The organism is Rheinheimera muenzenbergensis, assembly GCF_036984005.1.
Taxonomy (GTDB): Bacteria; Pseudomonadota; Gammaproteobacteria; order Enterobacterales; family Alteromonadaceae; genus Alishewanella; species Alishewanella muenzenbergensis.
In genome coordinates, this window is sequence record NZ_JALAAR010000010.1 from 153,817 (window position 1) to 172,858 (window position 19,042).

The 19,042-nt window shown below is 47.3% G+C and carries 26 protein-coding genes, 4 tRNA genes and 1 pseudogene; 25 read left to right on the plus strand and 6 right to left on the minus strand.

The window, feature by feature from the left end:
• Window positions 1–355: 355 nt before the first annotated feature.
• From ybgC to MN202_RS13050, 18 genes and pseudogenes are all read left to right on the plus strand, one after another.
• Window positions 356–766, plus strand: coding sequence for a tol-pal system-associated acyl-CoA thioesterase (gene ybgC, locus MN202_RS12965; protein WP_335736552.1), 411 nt, complete (start codon window positions 356–358; stop codon window positions 764–766).
• Window positions 756–1,445, plus strand: coding sequence for a protein TolQ (gene tolQ / locus MN202_RS12970; RefSeq protein WP_472511570.1), 690 nt, complete (start codon window positions 756–758; stop codon window positions 1,443–1,445). The genes ybgC and tolQ overlap by 11 nt, the downstream gene beginning before the upstream one ends.
• Window positions 1,445–1,876 carry a protein TolR gene (gene tolR / locus MN202_RS12975; protein WP_335736553.1) on the plus strand — a complete coding sequence of 144 codons (432 nt, stop codon included), beginning with the start codon at window positions 1,445–1,447 and terminating at the stop codon, window positions 1,874–1,876. Before tolQ ends, tolR begins: the two co-directional genes overlap by 1 nt.
• 1 nt (window position 1,877) lies before the next feature.
• Entirely contained in the window at window positions 1,878–2,795 is a 918-nt protein-coding gene (gene tolA, locus MN202_RS12980; protein WP_335736554.1) for a cell envelope integrity protein TolA, read from the plus strand.
• On the plus strand, window positions 2,792–4,144 hold the full coding sequence (gene tolB / locus MN202_RS12985) for a Tol-Pal system beta propeller repeat protein TolB (RefSeq protein WP_335736555.1): 1,353 nt from the start codon (window positions 2,792–2,794) through the stop codon (window positions 4,142–4,144). Before tolA ends, tolB begins: the two co-directional genes overlap by 4 nt.
• A 40-nt stretch (window positions 4,145–4,184) precedes the next feature.
• Entirely contained in the window at window positions 4,185–4,712 is a 528-nt protein-coding gene (gene pal, locus MN202_RS12990; protein ID WP_335736556.1) for a peptidoglycan-associated lipoprotein Pal, read from the plus strand.
• 58 nt (window positions 4,713–4,770) lie between these two features.
• Entirely contained in the window at window positions 4,771–5,529 is a 759-nt protein-coding gene (gene ybgF / locus MN202_RS12995) for a tol-pal system protein YbgF (RefSeq protein ID WP_335736557.1), read from the plus strand.
• Between the two features lie 147 nt (window positions 5,530–5,676).
• A tRNA-Lys gene (locus MN202_RS13000) sits at window positions 5,677–5,752 on the plus strand.
• 26 nt (window positions 5,753–5,778) lie between these two features.
• Window positions 5,779–5,854: transfer RNA gene (locus MN202_RS13005), tRNA-Lys, on the plus strand.
• 17 nt (window positions 5,855–5,871) lie between these two features.
• Window positions 5,872–5,947: transfer RNA gene (locus MN202_RS13010), tRNA-Lys, on the plus strand.
• Window positions 5,948–6,049: 102 nt separating this feature from the next.
• Window positions 6,050–7,108 carry a quinolinate synthase NadA gene (gene nadA, locus MN202_RS13015; RefSeq protein ID WP_335736558.1) on the plus strand — a complete coding sequence of 353 codons (1,059 nt, stop codon included), beginning with the start codon at window positions 6,050–6,052 and terminating at the stop codon, window positions 7,106–7,108.
• A gap of 114 nt (window positions 7,109–7,222) precedes the next feature.
• A tRNA-Ser gene (locus MN202_RS13020) sits at window positions 7,223–7,312 on the plus strand.
• A gap of 292 nt (window positions 7,313–7,604) precedes the next feature.
• Window positions 7,605–7,727, plus strand: a pseudogene (locus tag MN202_RS13025) (type I restriction enzyme endonuclease domain-containing protein); the annotation flags it as partial.
• A gap of 95 nt (window positions 7,728–7,822) precedes the next feature.
• Window positions 7,823–8,359, plus strand: a complete 537-nt coding sequence (locus tag MN202_RS13030; RefSeq protein ID WP_335736560.1) for a hypothetical protein — start codon at window positions 7,823–7,825, stop codon at window positions 8,357–8,359.
• On the plus strand, window positions 8,352–8,699 hold the full coding sequence (locus MN202_RS13035) for a hypothetical protein (protein ID WP_335736561.1): 348 nt from the start codon (window positions 8,352–8,354) through the stop codon (window positions 8,697–8,699). Before MN202_RS13030 ends, MN202_RS13035 begins: the two co-directional genes overlap by 8 nt.
• Window positions 8,689–9,363 (plus strand): hypothetical protein, encoded by a 675-nt coding sequence (locus tag MN202_RS13040; protein WP_335736562.1) that lies wholly within the window; start codon window positions 8,689–8,691, stop codon window positions 9,361–9,363. The genes MN202_RS13035 and MN202_RS13040 overlap by 11 nt, the downstream gene beginning before the upstream one ends.
• 63 nt (window positions 9,364–9,426) lie before the next feature.
• Entirely contained in the window at window positions 9,427–11,046 is a 1,620-nt protein-coding gene (locus MN202_RS13045) for an MBL fold metallo-hydrolase (RefSeq protein WP_335736563.1), read from the plus strand.
• A 226-nt stretch (window positions 11,047–11,272) separates the two neighbouring features.
• The gene (locus MN202_RS13050) at window positions 11,273–11,461 is read left to right on the plus strand and encodes a hypothetical protein (protein ID WP_335736564.1); all 189 of its coding nucleotides are present in this window, start codon (window positions 11,273–11,275) and stop codon (window positions 11,459–11,461) included.
• Between the two features lie 12 nt (window positions 11,462–11,473).
• Here MN202_RS13050 and yjjX read toward each other — a convergent pair whose 3' ends face one another.
• Complete coding sequence (gene yjjX / locus MN202_RS13055; RefSeq protein ID WP_335736565.1) at window positions 11,474–11,992, minus strand: inosine/xanthosine triphosphatase; 519 nt, start codon at window positions 11,990–11,992, stop codon at window positions 11,474–11,476.
• 138 nt (window positions 11,993–12,130) lie between these two features.
• Here yjjX and MN202_RS13060 point away from each other — a divergent pair, with 138 nt between their 5' ends.
• Window positions 12,131–12,838, plus strand: a complete 708-nt coding sequence (locus MN202_RS13060; protein WP_335736566.1) for a DUF445 domain-containing protein — start codon at window positions 12,131–12,133, stop codon at window positions 12,836–12,838.
• A 37-nt stretch (window positions 12,839–12,875) separates the two neighbouring features.
• Here the strand turns inward: MN202_RS13060 and MN202_RS13065 are convergent, their stop codons facing one another.
• Window positions 12,876–14,072 carry a dipeptidase gene (locus MN202_RS13065; protein ID WP_335736567.1) on the minus strand — a complete coding sequence of 399 codons (1,197 nt, stop codon included), beginning with the start codon at window positions 14,070–14,072 and terminating at the stop codon, window positions 12,876–12,878.
• 209 nt (window positions 14,073–14,281) lie between these two features.
• Between MN202_RS13065 and MN202_RS13070 the strand changes: the two genes are divergently transcribed.
• Window positions 14,282–14,479, plus strand: coding sequence for a CsbD family protein (locus MN202_RS13070; protein WP_335736568.1), 198 nt, complete (start codon window positions 14,282–14,284; stop codon window positions 14,477–14,479).
• Window positions 14,480–14,583: 104 nt separating this feature from the next.
• A complete protein-coding gene (locus tag MN202_RS13075; protein WP_335736569.1) occupies window positions 14,584–14,964 on the plus strand; it encodes a cytochrome b562 in 381 nt (126 codons plus the stop codon).
• Between the two features lie 57 nt (window positions 14,965–15,021).
• Here the strand turns inward: MN202_RS13075 and MN202_RS13080 are convergent, their stop codons facing one another.
• The gene (locus MN202_RS13080; protein WP_335736570.1) at window positions 15,022–15,723 is read right to left on the minus strand and encodes a YebC/PmpR family DNA-binding transcriptional regulator; all 702 of its coding nucleotides are present in this window, start codon (window positions 15,721–15,723) and stop codon (window positions 15,022–15,024) included.
• 170 nt (window positions 15,724–15,893) lie between these two features.
• Here MN202_RS13080 and MN202_RS13085 point away from each other — a divergent pair, with 170 nt between their 5' ends.
• A complete protein-coding gene (locus MN202_RS13085) occupies window positions 15,894–16,268 on the plus strand; it encodes a VOC family protein (protein ID WP_335736571.1) in 375 nt (124 codons plus the stop codon).
• Between the two features lie 13 nt (window positions 16,269–16,281).
• On the opposite strand, the gene MN202_RS13090 is transcribed toward MN202_RS13085, so the two are convergent.
• A complete protein-coding gene (locus MN202_RS13090) occupies window positions 16,282–16,866 on the minus strand; it encodes an acyl carrier protein phosphodiesterase (protein WP_335736572.1) in 585 nt (194 codons plus the stop codon).
• A 153-nt stretch (window positions 16,867–17,019) separates the two neighbouring features.
• On the opposite strand from MN202_RS13090, the gene MN202_RS13095 reads away from it, so the two are divergent.
• From MN202_RS13095 to MN202_RS13105, 3 genes are read left to right on the plus strand one after another with little or no spacing between them, the layout of a single operon-like run.
• On the plus strand, window positions 17,020–17,403 hold the full coding sequence (locus MN202_RS13095; RefSeq protein WP_335736573.1) for a hypothetical protein: 384 nt from the start codon (window positions 17,020–17,022) through the stop codon (window positions 17,401–17,403).
• Between the two features lie 25 nt (window positions 17,404–17,428).
• On the plus strand, window positions 17,429–17,947 hold the full coding sequence (locus MN202_RS13100) for a hypothetical protein (protein WP_335736574.1): 519 nt from the start codon (window positions 17,429–17,431) through the stop codon (window positions 17,945–17,947).
• Window positions 17,944–18,234, plus strand: coding sequence for a hypothetical protein (locus MN202_RS13105; protein ID WP_335736575.1), 291 nt, complete (start codon window positions 17,944–17,946; stop codon window positions 18,232–18,234). The genes MN202_RS13100 and MN202_RS13105 overlap by 4 nt, the downstream gene beginning before the upstream one ends.
• A gap of 17 nt (window positions 18,235–18,251) precedes the next feature.
• Here the strand turns inward: MN202_RS13105 and MN202_RS13110 are convergent, their stop codons facing one another.
• Window positions 18,252–18,590 (minus strand): MGMT family protein, encoded by a 339-nt coding sequence (locus MN202_RS13110; protein WP_335736576.1) that lies wholly within the window; start codon window positions 18,588–18,590, stop codon window positions 18,252–18,254.
• Window positions 18,591–18,625: 35 nt separating this feature from the next.
• Entirely contained in the window at window positions 18,626–19,039 is a 414-nt protein-coding gene (locus MN202_RS13115; RefSeq protein ID WP_335736577.1) for a YccF domain-containing protein, read from the minus strand.
• Window positions 19,040–19,042: the final 3 nt, after the last annotated feature.

Consider the following 19,042-nt stretch of genomic DNA (forward strand, 5'->3'; position numbering starts at 1 on the left):
GCTTTGGCATTAAAAAAACTAATGTCACGTTTTGATTTGGCTGTGCATTTATTAAGCTGTCAAATGGCAATCTTGCTTCTGATGCCTTTATTCATGCAGTGTTAAGTTTAGCCTTGCATTATGACTGTCATTACTTTTTGTCTGGTTTCATGCAAATTGGGCGTTAAACGTTAGTTTTTAACCGTTCGGCGCAACAGACGATTTAATGTTGAACTGATTGCTGAAATAGCAGTCAACAAATGCTTAAAAAAAGCAATAAGCGACGATAAAAAAATATAGTTGAGTTTAGCTTGCTGCGGCAATTGTGTTCGGCTTGCAGCTTCCTTATCATATGCGGCAATTAAAGCGATCAGCCATGTCAGATACAATCTTTTCTTTCCCCGTGCGTGTGTACTATGAAGATACCGACGCCGGAGGAATAGTTTACTACGCCAATTATTTGAAATTTTTTGAACGGGCGCGCACCGAATGGTTGCGTGCGCTTGGTGTCGAGCAAGATTTATTGTTGTCACAGAATGTTGCCTTTGTTGTTACCCAGGTATTAATGGATAACAAAAAGCCGGCTAGGTTTAATGAATTATTGACGGTAACCAGTCAAATCAGTACCTTAAAACGCGCGAGTATGGTTTTTACGCAGCAGATTTTTAATAGTGCCAATGAATTGGTTTGTTCTGCAAGCATTACTGTTGCCTGTATTGCATTGCAAGAAATGAAAGCCCGGGTAATTCCAGCACAAATAACAGAGGTAATAAAGCGTGGCAGGTGAGATTTCTATTCTAAGTTTATTAATTGAAGCCAGCTTTGTGGTGCAACTGGTTATGCTGATCTTATTAGCGATGTCGGTCATGTCCTGGACCATGATTTTCCGCCGCCGTAAAGCGCTGATCGATGCTGTTGCAGATGCGAAGAAATTTGAAGATAAATTCTGGTCCGGTATTGATTTAAGTAAGCTGTATGCAGAAATCAGTGCCCGTGCTGTTAACAATGGTTTAGAAGCCTTATTTAAAGCTGGTTTTAAAGAGTTTGCCCGCTTGCATAAAAGTAATAGCCGGCAAAGTGCCGCGGTGATGGAAGGAACGCAGCGCGCAATGCGGGTTGGCTTGTCGCGTGAAGTAGAGCGGCTGGAAGAGCATTTGCCATTTTTGGCCACGGTAGGCTCTATCAGCCCCTATATCGGCCTGTTTGGCACCGTGTGGGGTATTATGAACTCGTTTATCGCGTTAGGTGCGGTAGAGCAGGCAACGTTGTCCATGGTAGCGCCTGGTATTGCTGAGGCATTGATCGCCACTGCCATTGGTTTATTCGCCGCTATACCGGCAGTAATTGCGTATAACAAATTTTCGCATCAGGTAGAAATGCTGGAAAGCAGCTACGCCAACTTCGTTGAAGAGTTCGCTAATATTCTGCACCGCCAGGCAGTGTCAAATGGTGGGGAAGCGGCCTGATGTATGTAAGAAAGAAACGCCGGTTAAAAGCTGAAATTAACGTCGTACCTTATATCGACGTTATGTTGGTGCTACTGGTGATTTTTATGGTAACCACGCCCCTGATTACACAGGGCGTAAAAGTTGAGCTGCCGGTATCATCAGCTGAGCCGATTAAACAAATGCAGGACGGTAAAACGCCATTGGTAGCCACCGTTGATCAGGACGGCCTGTATTATTTTGAAAAAGACGGTAAGCAGCAGGGGCCTTTTACCGCAGCGCAACTGACGGTTGAAGTTGCCAGTTGGCTGACAATAGAGCCCGGTACTCAGGTAATAGTCAAAGGTGATAAACGCGTCAGTTATGATGCGGTGATCCGGCTGATCAATGTGCTTAAAGGTGCCGGCGCACCGGCTGTCGGCCTGATGACTGACAACGTGGACAGCAATTGATATGGCAGTAAAAATTGAACCGGCGTTGGCAAAATCACTTGGTATGCATTTGGCGATTGTTGTTATGCTGGTGTTTGGCGCCGATTTTTCGTCCAAACCCGAGATGGTGATGGTAAGTCTGCAAAACGAAGGCGAAGCACCGGTAGAAGCGGTGGCAATAGATCAGGCGGCGCTGAATGAGCGCGTTGCGCAAATGCAAAAAGAGCGCGATGACGCTAAAGCCGCAGAAGAAAAGCGCATTCGTGATTTGGAGCGCCGTGCTAATCAGGCCGAAAAAGCCCGGGCTGATGAAGAAGCCCGGCTGAAACGGGTAGCAGCAGAAAAACGCAAAGCTGACGCTGAAGCGAAAAAATCTCAGGCAGCCGCTGCTGAAGCGCGCAAGAAACAACAGCAGGAAGCGGCTAAAGCAAAACAGGCCGAGCAGGCCCGGATAGCCAAAGAGCAAGAGCGGCAGAAAGCTGAAGATGCCGCCAAGGCTGCTGAGCAAAAACGCCTAGCCGAGCAAAAAGCGGCAGAGGAAGCGGCGGCAGAGCGTGCCCGGCAGGCAGAAAATGCCAGACGCCAGGCCGAGCAAGAGCGTGTTATGCAAGAGCAACTGGCCAAAGAAGCGCAGACCAGAGCTGCAGCACGGGCCCGGCAGGCGGCAACCGAGGTGGATCGTTACAAGGCGTTAATATCAAATACGATTAACCAAAATTTGTATAAAGATGAAAGTATGCGAAACCGGTCGTGCTCGGTGAACATCCGCTTAGCGACTACCGGTTTTGTGACCAGCGTCAATGTACTTGGCGGTGACAAAGCCGTATGTGATGCCGCAGTAAGGGCGTTAAACCGGATCGGTACTTTACCTATGTCGTCAGACCCAGACGTATATAGTGAGTTAAAAGATATAACCCTAAGGGTGGAGCCAGAGTTTTGAAGATATTTATGTTTATCCGTGCATTCAGTTTAATCGTGTTGCTAGCCGTTGCCGGCACAGCGCAGGCGTCATTAGAAATTGTCATTACCGGTGGCATCGATTCTGGCCGGCCGATAGCGGTAGTGCCGTTTACCTTTAAGGGCGCTAACTTGCCAACTCAGCGCCTGGACGAAGTTATTGCCGCTGATTTAATGCGCAGTGGTAAGTTCAGCCCGTTACCGGCGATTAAAATGCCACAACGGCCACAATCGGCCGGGCAGATTGATTATGCCGCCTGGCAGCGCGAAGGGGTTGAAGCCATCGTAGTGGGGCAGATCACCGAAGTTGGCGTTGACCGTTATACCGTCAGTTTTGAATTGGTTGATGTACTAAAAGGTGGCACTAATGCCAGCCGGCAATCACTGAATGCCGGCATTTTAACCGGCAGCACCGCACATATACTTGATAGCCGCGAAGCTACCATCACCGGCAGTCAATTTCGCCAGTATGCGCACCGCATCAGCGATATCGTGTACGAAAAACTGACCGGCGAGCGCGGAGCCTTTTTAACCAAGATTGCCTACGTGCTGGTCAATCGCAATGCTGAGTTTGCGCATAAACTGGTGGTGGCAGACTACGATGGTTATAACGAACAAGTGCTGCTGCGCTCGAAAGAGCCGCTGATGTCGCCAAGCTGGTCGCCGGATGGCACTAAGTTAGCTTATGTCACCTTTGAAAAACGCCAGTCACAAATTTATATCCAGGATATTTATACCGGTCGGCGTACTATGCTAAGTAGTTTCCCCGGCATTAACGGTGCGCCGGTCTGGTCGCCGGATGGTAAAAAACTGGCCTTAGTGTTGTCTAAAGACGGCAATACTGAAATTTACACTATGGATGTCGTTAGCAAAGCGCTGACCAGGGTAACCAATCACCGGGCTATTGATACCGAGCCTTCCTGGTCGCCGGATGGCAAAGAATTATTGTTCAGTTCGGAGCGAGGTGGAAATCCGCAACTTTATAGCGTAAATTTGTTAACGAATCAAACGCGACGTTTAACCTTCGAGGGCGAAATGAATCTGGCGGGCTCTTATACGCCGGATGGTGGCTCGGTAGTAATGGTTAACCGCACACGTGGCCAGTACCAGATAGCGAAAATGGATCGGCAAAGCCGTTTTCTGCAGGTACTGACCCGAACCAGCCTGGATGAGTCACCAAGTGTGGCGCCCAATGGTTCAATGATTATTTACAGCACCATGCACGGTTCGACGCAGGTGTTAGCACTGGTTTCTATGGATGGGCGTTTTAAAGCACGGCTGCCAGCGGTGGAAGGACAGGTTAAATCGCCGGCCTGGTCACCTTTTTTATAAAAAAAGTTAGTTAATATAGTTAAATACTAAGGACAACATCATGAAATTAAACAAAGTGGTAAAAGGCTTACTGATTGCATTACCCGTGCTGACACTGGCTGCTTGTAGCTCAACTTCTTCAACTGATCAATCTGCTGCCGACACTTCAGGTGTTTCACAGCAGCAAGAAACTGTACAGGTTGAAACGGTAGAGCAGGTAGTAAGCCCGGCTGAGCAAATGCGTCAGAAGCTGGAAGCCCTGCGTCAGGAAAACACTATTTACTTCGATTTCGACAAAGCCACGGTTCGTCCGGAATTTGTTGAAACTCTGCAGGCGCATGGTGCTTTTTTAACCGCTAATCCATCTGTACGCGTAACAGTGGAAGGCCACTCAGATGAGCGTGGCACGCCAGAATATAACATTGCCCTGGGCGAGCGTCGTGCACAGGCAGTGGTACAGTACTTACAAAACCTGGGTGTATCTGCAGGCCAGATTTCTACCGTAAGTTATGGCGAAGAAAAGCCAGTAGATCTGTCACGTACAGAAGCAGGCTTTGCTAAAAACCGTCGTGCAGTGTTAGTCTATTAATCCAGACTCACTACCAATACAAAAGCGCATGATAGTAAAATATTCTCTGCTAGTCGCAATGGCACTGGTTAATACCAGTGCCTTTGCTAATCCTGCTCCGGTTACCGATATTAATCGCGACCGGCCTACCGCCGCCAACACAACGTCCACTGTTACTGGCAGCGTTGAACAACGCCTGGCGACACTTGAGCGTATTGTAGAAGCCCGCACTGAAGCACAATTGCGCGTGGCACAACAATTACAACAATTATTGGACGAAGTGAGTGAGCTGCGTGGCGTAACTGAAACACACGCCTATCAGTTGGATGAAATCCTGCAGCGACAGCGTGATTTGTATCTGGAGATTGACCGTCGGGTCAGCGCCATACAGACAGCGCCTGGCGTCAACACGCCAGCACCTGCCAGCGATATACCTGCAGCGGCGACTTATTCGTCTGATGTGTCAGAAAACGACGCCTATGACAAAGCCGTTAATATGGTGCTAAAGGATCGGCGTTATGATGCGGCAATACCGGAGTTCGAAAATTTTATTCGCAATTACCCCAATTCCAGCTATGCGCCCAATGCGCACTACTGGCTAGGACAATTGTTGTTTAACAATAGCGAACTGGCGAAGGCAAAAACACAATTTGAACGGGTAGTAAACAATTTTGCCCAGTCAAATAAAGTGGCTGATGCCTTATTAAAGCTCGGGCAGATAGCCGAGCGTGAGAACGATAAAAATGCCGCCTTACGGTTTTACCGGCAACTGGTCGAAAAACACAGTACGGCCACTTCTGCCAGGTTGGCACAAGAGCGCATCAACGCTTTAAAATAATACCCCGCCCGGCAAACGCCGGGTTTTTTTCAGTTAACTTTGCGTAAATACGCTGGCATTTTGAGCAGTCAGGCCAGAAGGCGCTGCTTTTTAGCACTTTTTGGTTGCACTAAAGCCGTAAATCAGTAAGATATGCGTCCGCGGTTAGGGTCGTTAGCTCAGTTGGTAGAGCAGTTGACTTTTAATCAATTGGTCGCTGGTTCGAATCCAGCACGACCCACCAAACCGCGCAAACTTTGATATCGAAATGGGTCATTAGCTCAGCTGGTAGAGCAGCGGACTTTTAATCCGTTGGTCGATGATTCGAATTCATCATGACCCACCACTTCGATAGCCCTGTTTGGGTCATTAGCTCAGCTGGTAGAGCAGCGGACTTTTAATCCGTTGGTCGATGGTTCGAATCCATCATGACCCACCATGCAGTCTCCTTCGTAATAAACACCGCTTTGTATACCCAGACTGTATTTTAGCGCTGTGCAGCGTTATAATACCGCCCCTTTACAGCCACCGGGTAAGCCGTATGGAACAGACGTTGTATTTTACTGAGCAAGATTTTGCCTTTCCAAAAAAGCCGGTACCGCTAAGCAGCGACGATAAGCAAGCTTACAAAGCGCGTATTAAAGCTTTATTACAGCAAAAAGACGCTGTGCTGGTGGCGCATTACTATACCGATCCTGAAATTCAGGCGCTGGCTGAAGAAACCGGCGGCTGTGTGTCTGACTCGTTAGAAATGGCGCGTTTTGGTAACGAACACCCGGCAAAGACCCTGATTGTCGCTGGCGTTAAGTTTATGGGTGAAACGGCAAAGATCCTGACACCAAATAAAACCGTACTGATGCCGACGCTGGACGCCACCTGCTCACTAGACTTAGGCTGCCCGGCAGAGCCCTTCTCAGCATTTTGTGATGCCCACCCGGATCGTGTCGTAGTGGTGTATGCCAACACCTCAGCTGCAGTTAAAGCGCGTGCCGACTGGGTCGTAACCTCATCAATTGCGTTAGACGTAGTAGATTACTTAGACAGCCAGGGTAAAAAAATCCTCTGGGGCCCGGACAAACACCTGGGCGCCTGGGTACAAAAGCAAACTGGCGCCGATATGCTGCTGTGGAACGCCGCCTGTATCGTACACGACGAGTTTAAAGCCAACGCCCTGATAGAGCTTAAAAAGCAATACCCCGATGCTGCAGTGCTGGTGCACCCGGAATCGCCAGACAGCGTAGTACAGCTTGCTGATGCCGTAGGCTCGACCAGCCAACTGATTAAAGCCAGCCAAACGCTGCCAAACGATACCTTTATCGTCGCCACCGACAAAGGCATCTTTTACAAGATGCAGCAGCAAATGCCGGACAAGACCTTTATTGAAGCACCAACCGGCGGTAACGGCGCCACCTGTCGCAGCTGCGCTCACTGCCCTTGGATGGCAATGAACGGCTTAAAAGCGATTGAGGCGGCTTTAACAGACACAACCGGCCATGAGATCTTTGTCGATGCAGCGCAACGGGAAAAAGCCTTAATACCGCTAAACCGTATGCTGGCTTTTGCCGCTGAGCTGAAAAAGCAGGTAAAAGGCAACGCTTAAGCCTGATAAAGCCCGAAACGCTTAAAAATCAGCCATAAGCAAGGGCCAATACAGATAACAGTTGCAGCACGGCACGAATTTCCCTAGTATAGCCGCGCTTGCAACGCAAGTTCCGGAGAGATGGCTGAGTGGCTGAAGGCGCACGCCTGGAAAGTGTGTTTAGGTTAACCCCTAACGAGGGTTCGAATCCCTCTCTCTCCGCCAGATTAAAACAAAAACCCCGAGCCAAAAGCTCGGGGTTTTTGTTTTAACGCGGTGAGCGAGGTCTTGGTTCGAACCCTGAGTTCGACCAACTTGTCAGGAACAAGTTGGAACGCACTTTAGTGCGGCCCCAAAGGGGTGGAGGGCAGGAAGCCCGGAGTAATCCCTCTCTCGGCCAAAAGCTCGGGGTTTTTGTTTTAACGCGGCAGAGATCAAGGACTTGATGAGAACCTTTCGGTTCGACAAGTTCGCCGGGAGCACAAAATTGTCTGGAACAATTTTGGACCGCGCAGGCGCCAGCCTGCGGCTAATGGTGAAGCGCATCTTGCGCAAATACAAATACCCACCAGACATGGCCGACGACGCCGTGCAGCTAGTGCTGCAGCAGGCAGAGGCACTTGGAGAAGAATGGGTTTAACAGAAGCTTTTTCTGTAACTAAAATACAACCTTATGAGTTGGTTAAGACATACGCTATCAGCATATAAATTGAATAAAAATAGAGAGTAGTATTAATGTCAGTTGAACGATTTTTTGTCAGTTCTGTACAGTGGTTTTTTTGGGCGGCTTTGAATGTATTAATGCTTTTTTTAGCCGTTGCTGCAGTCGTTTTTTTAGCTTGGCTAGTGTTTGAAGATGATTTGGCTGTTAGTTCTTTGTCGGTGTATGAATGTGTATTTTTTATTCTGCTACTTGTTGTTTTAAAACGTAGTTGGACGCTGCACAGTTCCATAGGCAATAGTTTTGGTAATTACGTGTACAGCATGTTGTTTAATTTAGCTGTTTGGGGTGTTTGTGCATTTATAGCCAAGCAGGCATTAGAACAACAAACAAATATTTCTTTAAATTCCGTGCTTGCTGATGTGACATTTTTGGCCAGCTTTTTACTTGCTGTTTATGTTTCTGCCAATCTTTCCCCGATGGTTAGTATTGATGCAGATAATGCCGCTGATAGCGGTGTCGAAAATAATCAGAATTTAAAAGATCCCTCCGAGACTGTGTTAGCTGATAAAAAGGAAGCTGAAGTTAAAGGAGAATCAGCAGATGCGTAATAGGTTATTTGTTGTCATGTCATTATTAACATTCTCTGGCGCAGTTTCAGCAAAACCTGGTTTTGAAGAAAAACTTATAGCAAGCTGTAATGAGGCTGTCAGTCTATTTGCCTCTTCGGAAAAGAGTAGTCGTGCGAACATGAAGTTGACCCTAAACCAAGCTTTTTCGACGTCAAATACCGAAGCCCTCCAGATGGGGTATTGTAAAGGCGTAATTGATGCCATTATGCAATTAGAGCCTTATTGTCGATATGATAACTGGTATCCCGTTGCAGAACGCTTGGTACGTGAAGGTGCCGGTAGAAAAAACGTGATTGAGTATATTAAACGTGAGTGTTGATAACGGTGATCGGTCTGTCGCTGAATGGGTAGCGCATCTTTTTAAAGTGAAGTTATCCGAACACAAGTACCTTAAAGATAAGTTGACCTCGCTTTTACGCAATGGTGTTGTTCGCACAAAAGAGATACTAGAGCCAGGACGAAAAACGAAAACTATCTTAATCCCAGAGTCGCAACGGTATGCGCTGCATAATGCGGTGTTATTAAATGGCTTTATTGATGATCCTGCCAAGATCTGTCGTATGTTTAGCGATATTCACTATCGGTATGAAGTAGCACATCTGCTGGTTAAACTCTTTGTCGACAATGATGAATTGGATGAGCTAAAGATAACTCGTACAGCATTAGACAGCTTCTTTACCATGTTGCTGTCGGAGATAGACTTAAAAGCTGTTTTGTTACCCAATCCGTTTACTGTATTACCCCAGATGGTATTTAACCAGGGGGTATCGATGATGCAGTCTATTATGTTGAAAGGCGTAACCTTAGGTGAAGCTGATGCCATGGCTGTACACTACCTGACAGGTGACATTGAACACGCACACTCGCTAGCGATTAAATTTAAAGCAAAGTCTGAAGGGGCTGAGCTTTTGCGTCAAAAAATTATTGCTGATTACGAGCATGCCTTGAGTTTTCAAAAAAACTTTTCATTTTTTATGAATTAGTGCTTTTAAGTGCAATGCACTTTTTCAGTATTCCTTTTGTTCAAACAACAAAAGGAAAAACTAATGAAAATGCAAATTGTGGGACCTATCGGTAAAGTAACTGGTTCATGTACCTGGCTTTTTGATGAAGATAGAAATTGGAGCTTCTTAATTGACTGCGGTATGCAGCAAGGCGAGTTTACCGAAAAAGACTGGAATCAAGGACTGTACTGGCCTTTCAAACCTACTGAGATCCAGTTTGTTATTCTGACTCATGCTCACATTGATCATTGTGGCTTAATTCCTCTGCTGTATAAAAAAGGCTTTAAAGGCCGGGTGATATGTACCCAGGAAACTGCCGACATTGCAAAAATATTGCTTAAAGATGCTGTTAATCTCGGTGCGGCATATTCAAATGCAGACATCAAAGCGATTAATTGGTCTGAGCCAAATGGGATTGGGCTAATGGGTAAGTTTCATCCAGTTGACCAGGATCTCTTTTTGAGATTTTACCGAACGAGTCATCTTATTGGCGCTGTGTCTGCTGCTATTTATTGGGGCAAACCAATTCCCGGGCAACAAAAAAGTATCGTGTTTTCGGGTGATATTGGCCCATCTATGGAAGATCAGGAATATCTACCGTTTAATCGCCACGTTATGATACCTGGTGATAAACAACCTTTTAACTATGCGGTGATTGAGTCTACTTATGGCGGCGTAGTTCGTGAAGCAGACTTAACTTGCTGTATGTCGCGTTTCGCTCGAATTAAAGAACTATTAGATAAGATTTTACTGACCAATGGTACGCTTTTACTGCCTTCGTTTTCTTTGGGCCGTGCGCAGGACCTGTTGTTTGATTTGCATTGGGTTATAAATTCTGAGCCAGAAAAATACGGTGAAATTGAGATTTTATTAGACTCGCCAACCGCCCGAAAAATTAATCCCATATTTATAAAAGCAATGCAGCGAACTGAGGTCGGTGGAAAAGGGCTGAAAAAAGTAAGACCGTTGTGGCTTGGAAAACAGATGTTTCGCTGGTTTGATTTAGACGATTGTGAGCCGGCGCATATTGATAAAATGGACGATATTATTCGGCAATGTCTTGGTGCCAAACCAAAGCATGAATTTGACCCGACGATAGGCAATGAAACCGCGAAGAATTGGAAAAGTCGTTTAACTTTGGTCGAGAAGCGGGCTGAATTATTTAATCAATCTAATAAGCCCAGGGTTGTGGTAGCAAGTTCAGGAAGTTGTGATGGCGGTGCAGTAGCGCAATGGCTTGGTATGGTATTAAAGAGTGAACGCAATATCGTGGCGTTAACTGGTTACTGCTCTGCAAGTAGCGTTGGTGGACAGTTACATACACTTTCAGAAATTGAAACGCGTGAACGCAGACGCCACAGTGGCGTGTTGAGTTGGGACGGGCAAGCGCAAGATGTTAAAATTCGTGATATTAAGGCCGAAATCACTTCTTTGCGAGGGTATTCAGGACATGCCGATCAAAAAGGGCTGATAAATTGGTTATTTTGGAAGTTTAAATCGGACGACTGGTGTAAAACGGCTTCCGAAGTTTTTATCCAGCATGGTGATGACCGCAATCGCGATAAGTTAGAGAGTGCAATCATGGAATTCTCAGTTGCTGCTGATTGCCCTGTTAGAGTTGTTAAGCCAAGCAGTTCGAATAACATCTTCGATTTAGGTTAATTTTATATAGCAACGAAATATCACTTATCGGAGTTTTATTGAGGCTCTTTTATCTGATGAAAGAAAAAGGCCCACGCCAAAAGCGTGGGCCTTTTTCATTTTTGCATTTTTATTTTATCTAATTCAGCTACTGCTCAGCTTTAAGCTCATATGCTTGCCCTGTATTTGCCATTGTCGTGCGGTAAGCAAGCACTGACACGCAACCTTTTTACTGCAGGAGTCTGCTATGAGCGCCGTTAAACAAAGCCATATTCAACAGCAACGTTTTTTCTTTCAGCAACAAAAAACCGTGGATTTAAGCCAGCAGGAACTTAAGGCATTGAGCCTGGTATGGACCGATGAAACTGCGCCAAAGTCACAAGCTGGCCGGCGTGAAGCCGAAACGGCGCATTGCGCGGTATTAGGTTATAACTGAAATTGTTAGCCGTTACTGATTAAACAGCTGCGGCTGTATAAATGGGATCATAGCCAGGATAATCGCCTGCTGATATACGCCGGAGCGGGTCAGCAAATGATTGGTTAGCATGGCTATGGCACCACCTTGTTGTTTGACATTCTGCTGGGCAAACATGCGGTCCATCACATCGCCCAGTTCTTCACCTTGCTGTATTGCTGCAAGTGCTGCCGGTGGCAGTGGCAAACTGGCTGAGCGGGTTTTGCTGATGCGGCCCTGATGCATAATGGCAATCCAGGCAAAGCTGCAATCGCCGTCCAGGCCGGCTTCCAGTGCCACATAGTAGTCAGCACCGGGCGCTTTGGCCGCAACTGCCTGTAAGCGATTTAATGCCCCGCGTAAGGTTTCGTCGCTGTCCATTGGTTGTGCTGCCACGCCAGACTCGGTACTTTGGCCACTGCAATTTAGCGTCTTACTATTGAATATCTGCGCCATGGCGTTATGCACGGCCTGTATTTTTGCCGGATTGGCCGAAGCGACCCTTATCTGCATGCTGAACTCTCTACTTAGCCTTAAATAGCAAAAGCATAACCTGAATTGGCCCTTGGCTGAAGCGAGCGCTTGCCCCAATGCGGTTAGCTGATTAGAATTTGCGCCACTAAGTATAGGTTTGACCAAGATGGGGCTGGCATGAATAAAAATGTTGTTACTAATGGGGTTGCGGCGGCTGTTACGCTGGCAGGCTGGTATTTACAGCAGCCACTGTTATTAAGTGTTGGTTTGTTTGCCTTGTCCGGTGCGTTAACCAACTGGCTGGCGGTACATATGCTATTTGAAAAAGTGCCGCTGTTGTATGGTTCTGGCGTGATCCCGGCGCGGTTTCAGGAGTTTAAAGCCGGTATTTACCAACTGGTAATGACCCAGTTTTTTAGCAGCGACAACATAGACCGTTTTTTAGCCGATAAGCAACAAAGCCACGGTAAGACGTTTGATTTTGAACCGGTAATTTTAAAAGCCGATTTGACGCCGGCGTTTGATTCGTTGCTCAGAGTGGTAGAGCAGTCTTCATTTGGCGGTATGTTAAGCATGTTTGGTGGCAGTGCTGCTTTGCTGCCATTGCAGGAGCCCTTTATCAACCAGCTTAAAGCGGCGTTAATTGATATCAGCCAGAGTGATGAGTTTAATCAGTTGGTGCTACAACAGCTGGACCAGCCGGAGCAACTGGCCGGGATCCGTGAACAGGTTGATACCATAGTGCAGCAACGTTTAAACGAGCTGACGCCGCAGCTGGTAAAAGAGATTATTCAGCAGATGATCCGCCGGCATTTAGGCTGGTTGGTGGTGTGGGGCGGTGTATTTGGCGGCCTGATAGGCCTGCTGGCAGCTTTTCTGCAATAAAGGTCTGGCAGCGCGGCTTGCCGCGCTGCCAGGTTAACTACCCGGCTTTTTGCTGTGCGGCGTATTGTTCTACTTCACGCCATACCCGCAATAAATTTCCCGACAGAATTTTTTCGATGTCGGCTTCACTGTAACCACGCTTAAGCAAGCCTTCGATCAGATTAGGGTAACTGGCAACATCTTTTAGCCCAATAGGTAAAGAGTCGCCAACGCCATCGTAGTCTGAGCCGATACCCACATAATTGATGCCAACCAGTTTTATCACGTGGTCGATATGATCCAGCACTGTATCTAAAGTGGCAAAGGGGTAGGGATGCTTTTTACGGAACTCAAGCTCAAAAGCTTCGTCATCGGCTACACCGGCTTGTTTTGCTGCGGCTTTACGCAGGGCGCCGTACTGGTTGGCCATCATGGTAACAAAAGAGGAGCCAAAGTTAATTTGCACCACACCGCCGTTTTTCGCCAGCGTTTTAATCATGTCGTCATCCATATTGCGCTCAAAACCCGGGGTGTAGCTGCGCAGTGATGAATGCGAGGCAATAACCGGTACCTTGCTCAGCTGCATGACCTGGTAAAACGCGGCGTCGGATACGTGCGAGATATCAATCATCATGCCGATATTGTTCATCGCCACGACCAGTTCTTTGCCAAAGGGGCTTAAACCATTCCAGCGCCGGCGTAAGTCGTAGCTGGAGTCGGCAATATGGTTACTCTCAGAGTGCGACAGCGTAATATAGCGGATACCGCGCTGATAAAAATGCTGCAGGTTTTCCAGTTTACCCTCTATTGGTGTGCCGTTTTCCATGCCCAGCGCCAGCGAGACTTTGCCGCTGCCAAACTGGCCGAGCACATCTTGGGTGCTGTAAGCCATGGCAAATTTATCTGCAGCCCGGCCAACCAGCGCTTCCATGCTATCAATTAGCTGATTTGCTAACTGGTAACCACCGCCGGTACGCTCGTACGATGCCGGAATATAAATAGACATAAAAGGCGCATTTAAGCCGCCTGCAAGGGCACGTGGATAATCAAATTCACCACGCTTGGTCGCCACTGTTACGTCTTCCCAGTCTTTATGTAGCCGGTAAGGTACATCTATATGGGTGTCAACAATGATGTATTGCTGTGCCAACTGTTGGGCGCGCTGGGCGCTGCTAAGTGGTGTCGTATTGCTGCTGCAGGCGCTTAAAGTAGCGGCGCAAAGCAGGCTAAGCGCAAGCGCGGATGGTTTATGCATGTTAGCTTCTCTTGTCAGGTCAGGACCTTATATAACCAGCTTCAGCTGTTTACAGCAAGAGCTGTCAGACCAGTTGGTTAATATATGCGCTTGGTTGAGGCAACGGCTACACTTAGTCCGGCAGGCAGCCGCCTGTCAGGTAGCCGGGCTGTAATGTTGAGCAAACGGTACCGGCTGTAGCGTGTTACTTAGAGGCAAGGAGTAATCGCATGAGCTACAAATACTACGAAGGCAACTGGGGCGAAATGCGCGCCAGAGCCAAACTGCAGTGGGATAAAATTAGTTACGACGAGCTGGAGCAAACCCGGGGTAACTTTGATGAGTTAGCCGATATTATTCAGGAACGTTACGGCCTGGACCGGGAAGACGCTATGTCGCAGGTAGAGGACTTTTTCAGCCGCTACTGACAGCTGCGACGATTGGACATTATTTTGCCGGCCGGGCAGCTCTTTGCTGCCTGTCTGGCAATTTTCCGCTACACTGCCCGCCTTATTTTTGCAGAGTTGTTGATATGCGTAATGTTGTTTTAAGCCTGTGCTTATTTTGCACTGTGGCGGTTAATGCTGCGGTAGATCTGGAACAAACCATGAAAAACATGGGGTTTCAGTTTAAACAAGCGATTGAAATGTCAGACAGTAGCCAGTTATTACCGGTGCTGGACGAGCTGATAATACTGACGTTGCAAGCGCAACAGGGGCCATTTGCGGACGATAAAGCTGAGCAGTTTCGTCAGGGTTTGGTGAAAGTTCACACTGAATTGGTCGCGGCGAAAGCGGCAGCGCAGCGTGATGATATGGCGACAGCGCAACAGCATTTACGTCAGGTAGAAGCACTGCGTAAAGAATACCATAAACAACGCAAAGTCAGCTTCTGGCAGTTGTTATTTGGTTAACAGACAAATAAAAAAGCCATCCGGCGGATGGCTTTAGCAGAACGTTGATAGCAGGGCTTAGCCGGCTAAACCAACGTAAACGTTTTGTACGTCGTCGTCGGCATCAATCGCATCTAAAAAAGCTTCTACTTCAGCGCGTTGCGTGTCGTCCAGTGCTACCGGGTTATTCGCTCGGTACACCAGCTTAGCGGTCAGTACTTTATAACCAAACTCCGGCAGCGCTTTGGCCACCAGGTCTAAATCGGTTGCTTCTGTTAAAAACACTACTTCGTTATCGTCACCGGCTTCGAAATCCTGCGCGCCGGCTTCAATTGCTGCCAGTTCCATGTCGGCGTCTGCGCTTTCCGGCTCTGCTTCAATCTGGCCCAGATGTTTAAAATCCCAGGAAACGGCGCCAGATGTCGCCAGCTGGCCTTTGCGAAACAGCTGGCGGATACTCATGGCGCTGCGGTTTTTATTGTCGGTTAAGCATTCTACTATCACCGGCACCTGATGCGGTGCAAAGCCTTCGTATACTACGGTTTCGTAGTTGGCCGGGCCATCCAGTAAGCCGGCGCCTTTTTTAATCGCGCGTTCCAGCGTATCTTTTGGCATAGAGGCTTTTTTGGCTGCGTCAATTGCCGAGCGTAATTTGGCATTCATGTCCGGATCGGCGCCATTGCGGGCGGCGACGGCTATCTCTTTTGCCAGCTTGGTGAAAATACGACCTTTGGCGTTGGCCGCATCCATTTTATGTTTGGCTTTCCATTGTGCGCCCATAGTTGCGCTCCTGTATTTTTGTCTATCAAATCGAACAGGGCGCTAGTCTAGCCAATTGCAGGCTTTTAACGCAACTAAAGCCAGCATAATTCTGCTGCTAGCGGCAAACAACGATTGGCAACTGTTGTTTGGCTGCGCTACCTTTGATGCTGTTAACTAAGGAGAGCATTATGTTTAACCCTAATCCAGTGGCGTGGTTTGAAATGCCGGTAACCGATATGCAGCGTGCCAGGCACTTTTACCATCACGTGTTTGCAGTAGAATTTGAAATGTTAGAAATGGGCACCGACCTGATGGCGATGTTTCCGTTTGACCATGCTAAGCCTGGCAGCAGTGGGGCTTTGGTGCAGGGGCCCGATTATGAGCCCTGTAGCAAAGGCTGTATGGTGTATTTCGAGTGCGCCGATGTGGCACCGCTGTTAGCTAAGGTAGAGCATGCCGGTGGCAAATTACTGCTTAATAAAACCAGTATCGGCGAGCACGGTTTTATCGGTATGTTTCTGGACAGCGAAGGCAATAAAGTTGGTATGCACTCGCAGCAATAGCAGCAATAGATGTTTAGTTTTCCAGCGCCAGCTCAGAGATATGCTGGCGCAGTTCAGGATACAGCTGCAAAAAACTTTGCTCCAGCGCGGCGTAGTGCGGCCGTATCTCATCTATCATGCCGCTAAACTGATTGGCAAAGCGGATCCGTAGCGCTATACGGTCCAAGGCCACAGCTAACTGTGACAAATCCTGATAACTGCTAAACCAGTCATAACGGCGCACACTGGACATAGTCGTTGCCATGGTGGCTGGCATCAGGTATTCAGCCTCGGCCAGCTGCCGGTAAAGCTGCTGTTTATAGTTAGCAAAGGGTTGAGTATAAAACTGCTGCCAGTGCGCAATTAAAAAGTGATCAAACAAAACATCTAAGGCTATACCAGCAAAACGACGCCTTTGGCTGGAAAATAGCGCTTTGGCCTGACGCACGGCATAGTGCTGATCTGTAAAGCGGTCAACAGCGCGATGATTCATTAAACCAGCCCGGATTTTTGGGTGCAGGCTGTCAACGGCCAGGCCTTTGCAAAAATCGCCGAGTAAATTTCCGGTAACAGAATACACATCAGGTTGCGCCAAAGCGGCATGGGCTAAATAGTTCACGCTGTCCTGTTTCTACTTGAAAGATCATACTAAGTTGCTGAAGTGCAGCAAATATCAAATATTTGTCAAATTATTTGCCGTTAATTTACTGGAATTAGCCATTGGGCTTACCTAGTATGAAGCAGGAATTAAACCAAGCACAAGAGGTTGATAATGTCTGTTAGTAACATCAATACCAATAATATGGCCCAATTGCAGTTGAATTCGCTGGAAAGATCAGCCGCGGCTGCTGCACAGCCTGCTACAGCAACACAAAGTAAAGTGCCCACCGCGACGGCAGACTCAGTACAAATTAGTGAACAAGCCCGGTTGCTGTTGCAACAAGAAAAAGCCATTGCCACCCTGGGTAATGGTGAAGGCATAGAGCCACCAAAAACGGTAAAAGGTAATGGTGAAGGCATAGAGCCACCAAAAACAGTGCAAGGTAATGGTGAAGGCATAGAGCCGCCAAAAACGGTAAAAGGTAATGGTGAAGGCATAGAGCCACCAAAAACAGTGCAAGGTAATGGTGAAGGTATAGAACCGCCTAAAACGTAAATTTTCAGCTAAGTAAGAAGATTATATGACTTTGAATACGATAGAAACGCTGCTATTTGACTTAGGTAAGCTGGTATTTGTTGCTTACTTTATGTTGTTTGTACTGGCTGTGTTATTTGAGAGAAAAGTCTCCTCGTTGGTCATTTCTCTAATGGTTTTAGCGGTTGCTAATGGTGTAATGACGGCAATTACACCTATATTGTTTGATGTCGCCAGCAAGCCAGAGATGTTTTATAAATTTCTCTGGTATGCAGTCTTTGTATTTCTTGATTTTGTTGCCATTTTTTTACTGTATAAATTCCATCGTATGTTGAGACAAAGTGTCGGACGCATTGCTCATTGTGTTGGCGTTGCTTTTTTACTGTTGGCATCTATTCAAACATTACGGTTTTTTGACCGCTTCGTTAGCAACACCGAGCTGTTTCAAATACTCTACCAGTATGGTATTCCACTGATAAATGTGGTGCTGGTTCCGGTAATTGTATTAATGTGGGGATTTAACGTAAAAGCTGAGATTAAAAAAGCTCGGGTGGTATCTGCATGAATTGGATTTATGCTGCGCTGTTAATTTGTCTGAACTTACTGGCTGTGTTTGCCTATCGCAAACTTCTGCTAATGCGATCTATCAGTCAGATCCAGGCTGAAGTCGAGCTGGAGATGCACAGCCGGGCGCACCGTTTACTGGTTGAGCGCGATAAATTGGAAGTGGGGCTGGTGAAACATGCGGTAGCTGACGCAGATGAAAAATGGAAAGGTGATTTAGCTGAGTATATGGAGGAATTTGAACAGGAAGCGTTGTTGCGGGTTAAGCAACGTTTGCCCCGCGGCTAGCGGTAACCTGTGTCAGCTTAATATTGCAGCTTAAACAGCAGCTCCGCCAAATCGGGTTGCCACACAGCGCTAGCGTCTACGCGGTTTTTATTCAGCATTACCCCTTCTGCCAGCAACAGTTGCCGTTGCTGCAATGCCGTGGCGCTGCCTGGCGCAAACGCCAGGCTTCGGTCACTGCGAAGTACTCTGTACCAGGGCACCGCTAACTCAGCGGGCGCATAACCCAGGGCTTTACCAACCAGACGGGCTCTGCCTGGCAGGCCGGCTAAATCGGCAATTTGGCCGTAGCTGGCCACTTTACCGCAAGGAATTAATAATACCGTTTGCCAAATACGCTGATAGTTATCTGCAGACACAGCCTTCACCTTATGAAATGAGCCGCAATTTGAGCCTAAAGTGCATGGCGGCCGACGACCGTTTTACCTATGGGGGCCAGGCTTAACAGTGCCAATTTTACATGCTGTATGCCAAACGGAATGCCGATAATACTGACAAAACATACTATTGCATGGCCCAAATGCCCCAACGCCAGCCAGAAACCAAACAACAAAAACCAGATGACATTACCCAGGGTACCTAAAGTACCGGTACCGATATCATCATAACGATTAATATAACGCCGGCTCACCGCATCCTGACCAAAAGGCCAAAACGCCATTTCACCTATAACAAAACAACTGCGGCCAAATGGAATACCAACAATGCTAATAAAGCATAACAAGCCAACCAACCACCACAGCAGGCCCATTACAAAACCACCCAGTACAAACCACAGTATATTAAAAATTAATCTGAACACAGTCATTTT

Coding starts and splice junctions, on each gene's coding strand:
- MN202_RS13095 (WP_335736573.1), top strand. CDS start 17,020: ATGTCTGTTAGTAACATCAATACCAATAATATGGCCCAATTGCAGTTG.
- MN202_RS13045 (WP_335736563.1), top strand. CDS start 9,427: ATGAAAATGCAAATTGTGGGACCTATCGGTAAAGTAACTGGTTCATGT.
- MN202_RS13060 (WP_335736566.1), top strand. CDS start 12,131: ATGAATAAAAATGTTGTTACTAATGGGGTTGCGGCGGCTGTTACGCTG.
- MN202_RS13030 (WP_335736560.1), top strand. CDS start 7,823: ATGTCAGTTGAACGATTTTTTGTCAGTTCTGTACAGTGGTTTTTTTGG.
- pal (WP_335736556.1), top strand. CDS start 4,185: ATGAAATTAAACAAAGTGGTAAAAGGCTTACTGATTGCATTACCCGTG.
- MN202_RS13065 (WP_335736567.1), bottom strand. CDS start 14,072: ATGCATAAACCATCCGCGCTTGCGCTTAGCCTGCTTTGCGCCGCTACT.
- MN202_RS13105 (WP_335736575.1), top strand. CDS start 17,944: ATGAATTGGATTTATGCTGCGCTGTTAATTTGTCTGAACTTACTGGCT.
- MN202_RS13075 (WP_335736569.1), top strand. CDS start 14,584: ATGCGTAATGTTGTTTTAAGCCTGTGCTTATTTTGCACTGTGGCGGTT.
- MN202_RS13035 (WP_335736561.1), top strand. CDS start 8,352: ATGCGTAATAGGTTATTTGTTGTCATGTCATTATTAACATTCTCTGGC.
- ybgF (WP_335736557.1), top strand. CDS start 4,771: ATGGCACTGGTTAATACCAGTGCCTTTGCTAATCCTGCTCCGGTTACC.
- yjjX (WP_335736565.1), bottom strand. CDS start 11,992: ATGCAGATAAGGGTCGCTTCGGCCAATCCGGCAAAAATACAGGCCGTG.
- MN202_RS13080 (WP_335736570.1), bottom strand. CDS start 15,723: ATGGGCGCACAATGGAAAGCCAAACATAAAATGGATGCGGCCAACGCC.
- MN202_RS13070 (WP_335736568.1), top strand. CDS start 14,282: ATGAGCTACAAATACTACGAAGGCAACTGGGGCGAAATGCGCGCCAGA.
- MN202_RS13085 (WP_335736571.1), top strand. CDS start 15,894: ATGTTTAACCCTAATCCAGTGGCGTGGTTTGAAATGCCGGTAACCGAT.
- tolR (WP_335736553.1), top strand. CDS start 1,445: ATGTATGTAAGAAAGAAACGCCGGTTAAAAGCTGAAATTAACGTCGTA.
- nadA (WP_335736558.1), top strand. CDS start 6,050: ATGGAACAGACGTTGTATTTTACTGAGCAAGATTTTGCCTTTCCAAAA.
- tolA (WP_335736554.1), top strand. CDS start 1,878: ATGGCAGTAAAAATTGAACCGGCGTTGGCAAAATCACTTGGTATGCAT.
- ybgC (WP_335736552.1), top strand. CDS start 356: ATGTCAGATACAATCTTTTCTTTCCCCGTGCGTGTGTACTATGAAGAT.
- MN202_RS13050 (WP_335736564.1), top strand. CDS start 11,273: ATGAGCGCCGTTAAACAAAGCCATATTCAACAGCAACGTTTTTTCTTT.
- MN202_RS13100 (WP_335736574.1), top strand. CDS start 17,429: ATGACTTTGAATACGATAGAAACGCTGCTATTTGACTTAGGTAAGCTG.
- MN202_RS13115 (WP_335736577.1), bottom strand. CDS start 19,039: ATGACTGTGTTCAGATTAATTTTTAATATACTGTGGTTTGTACTGGGT.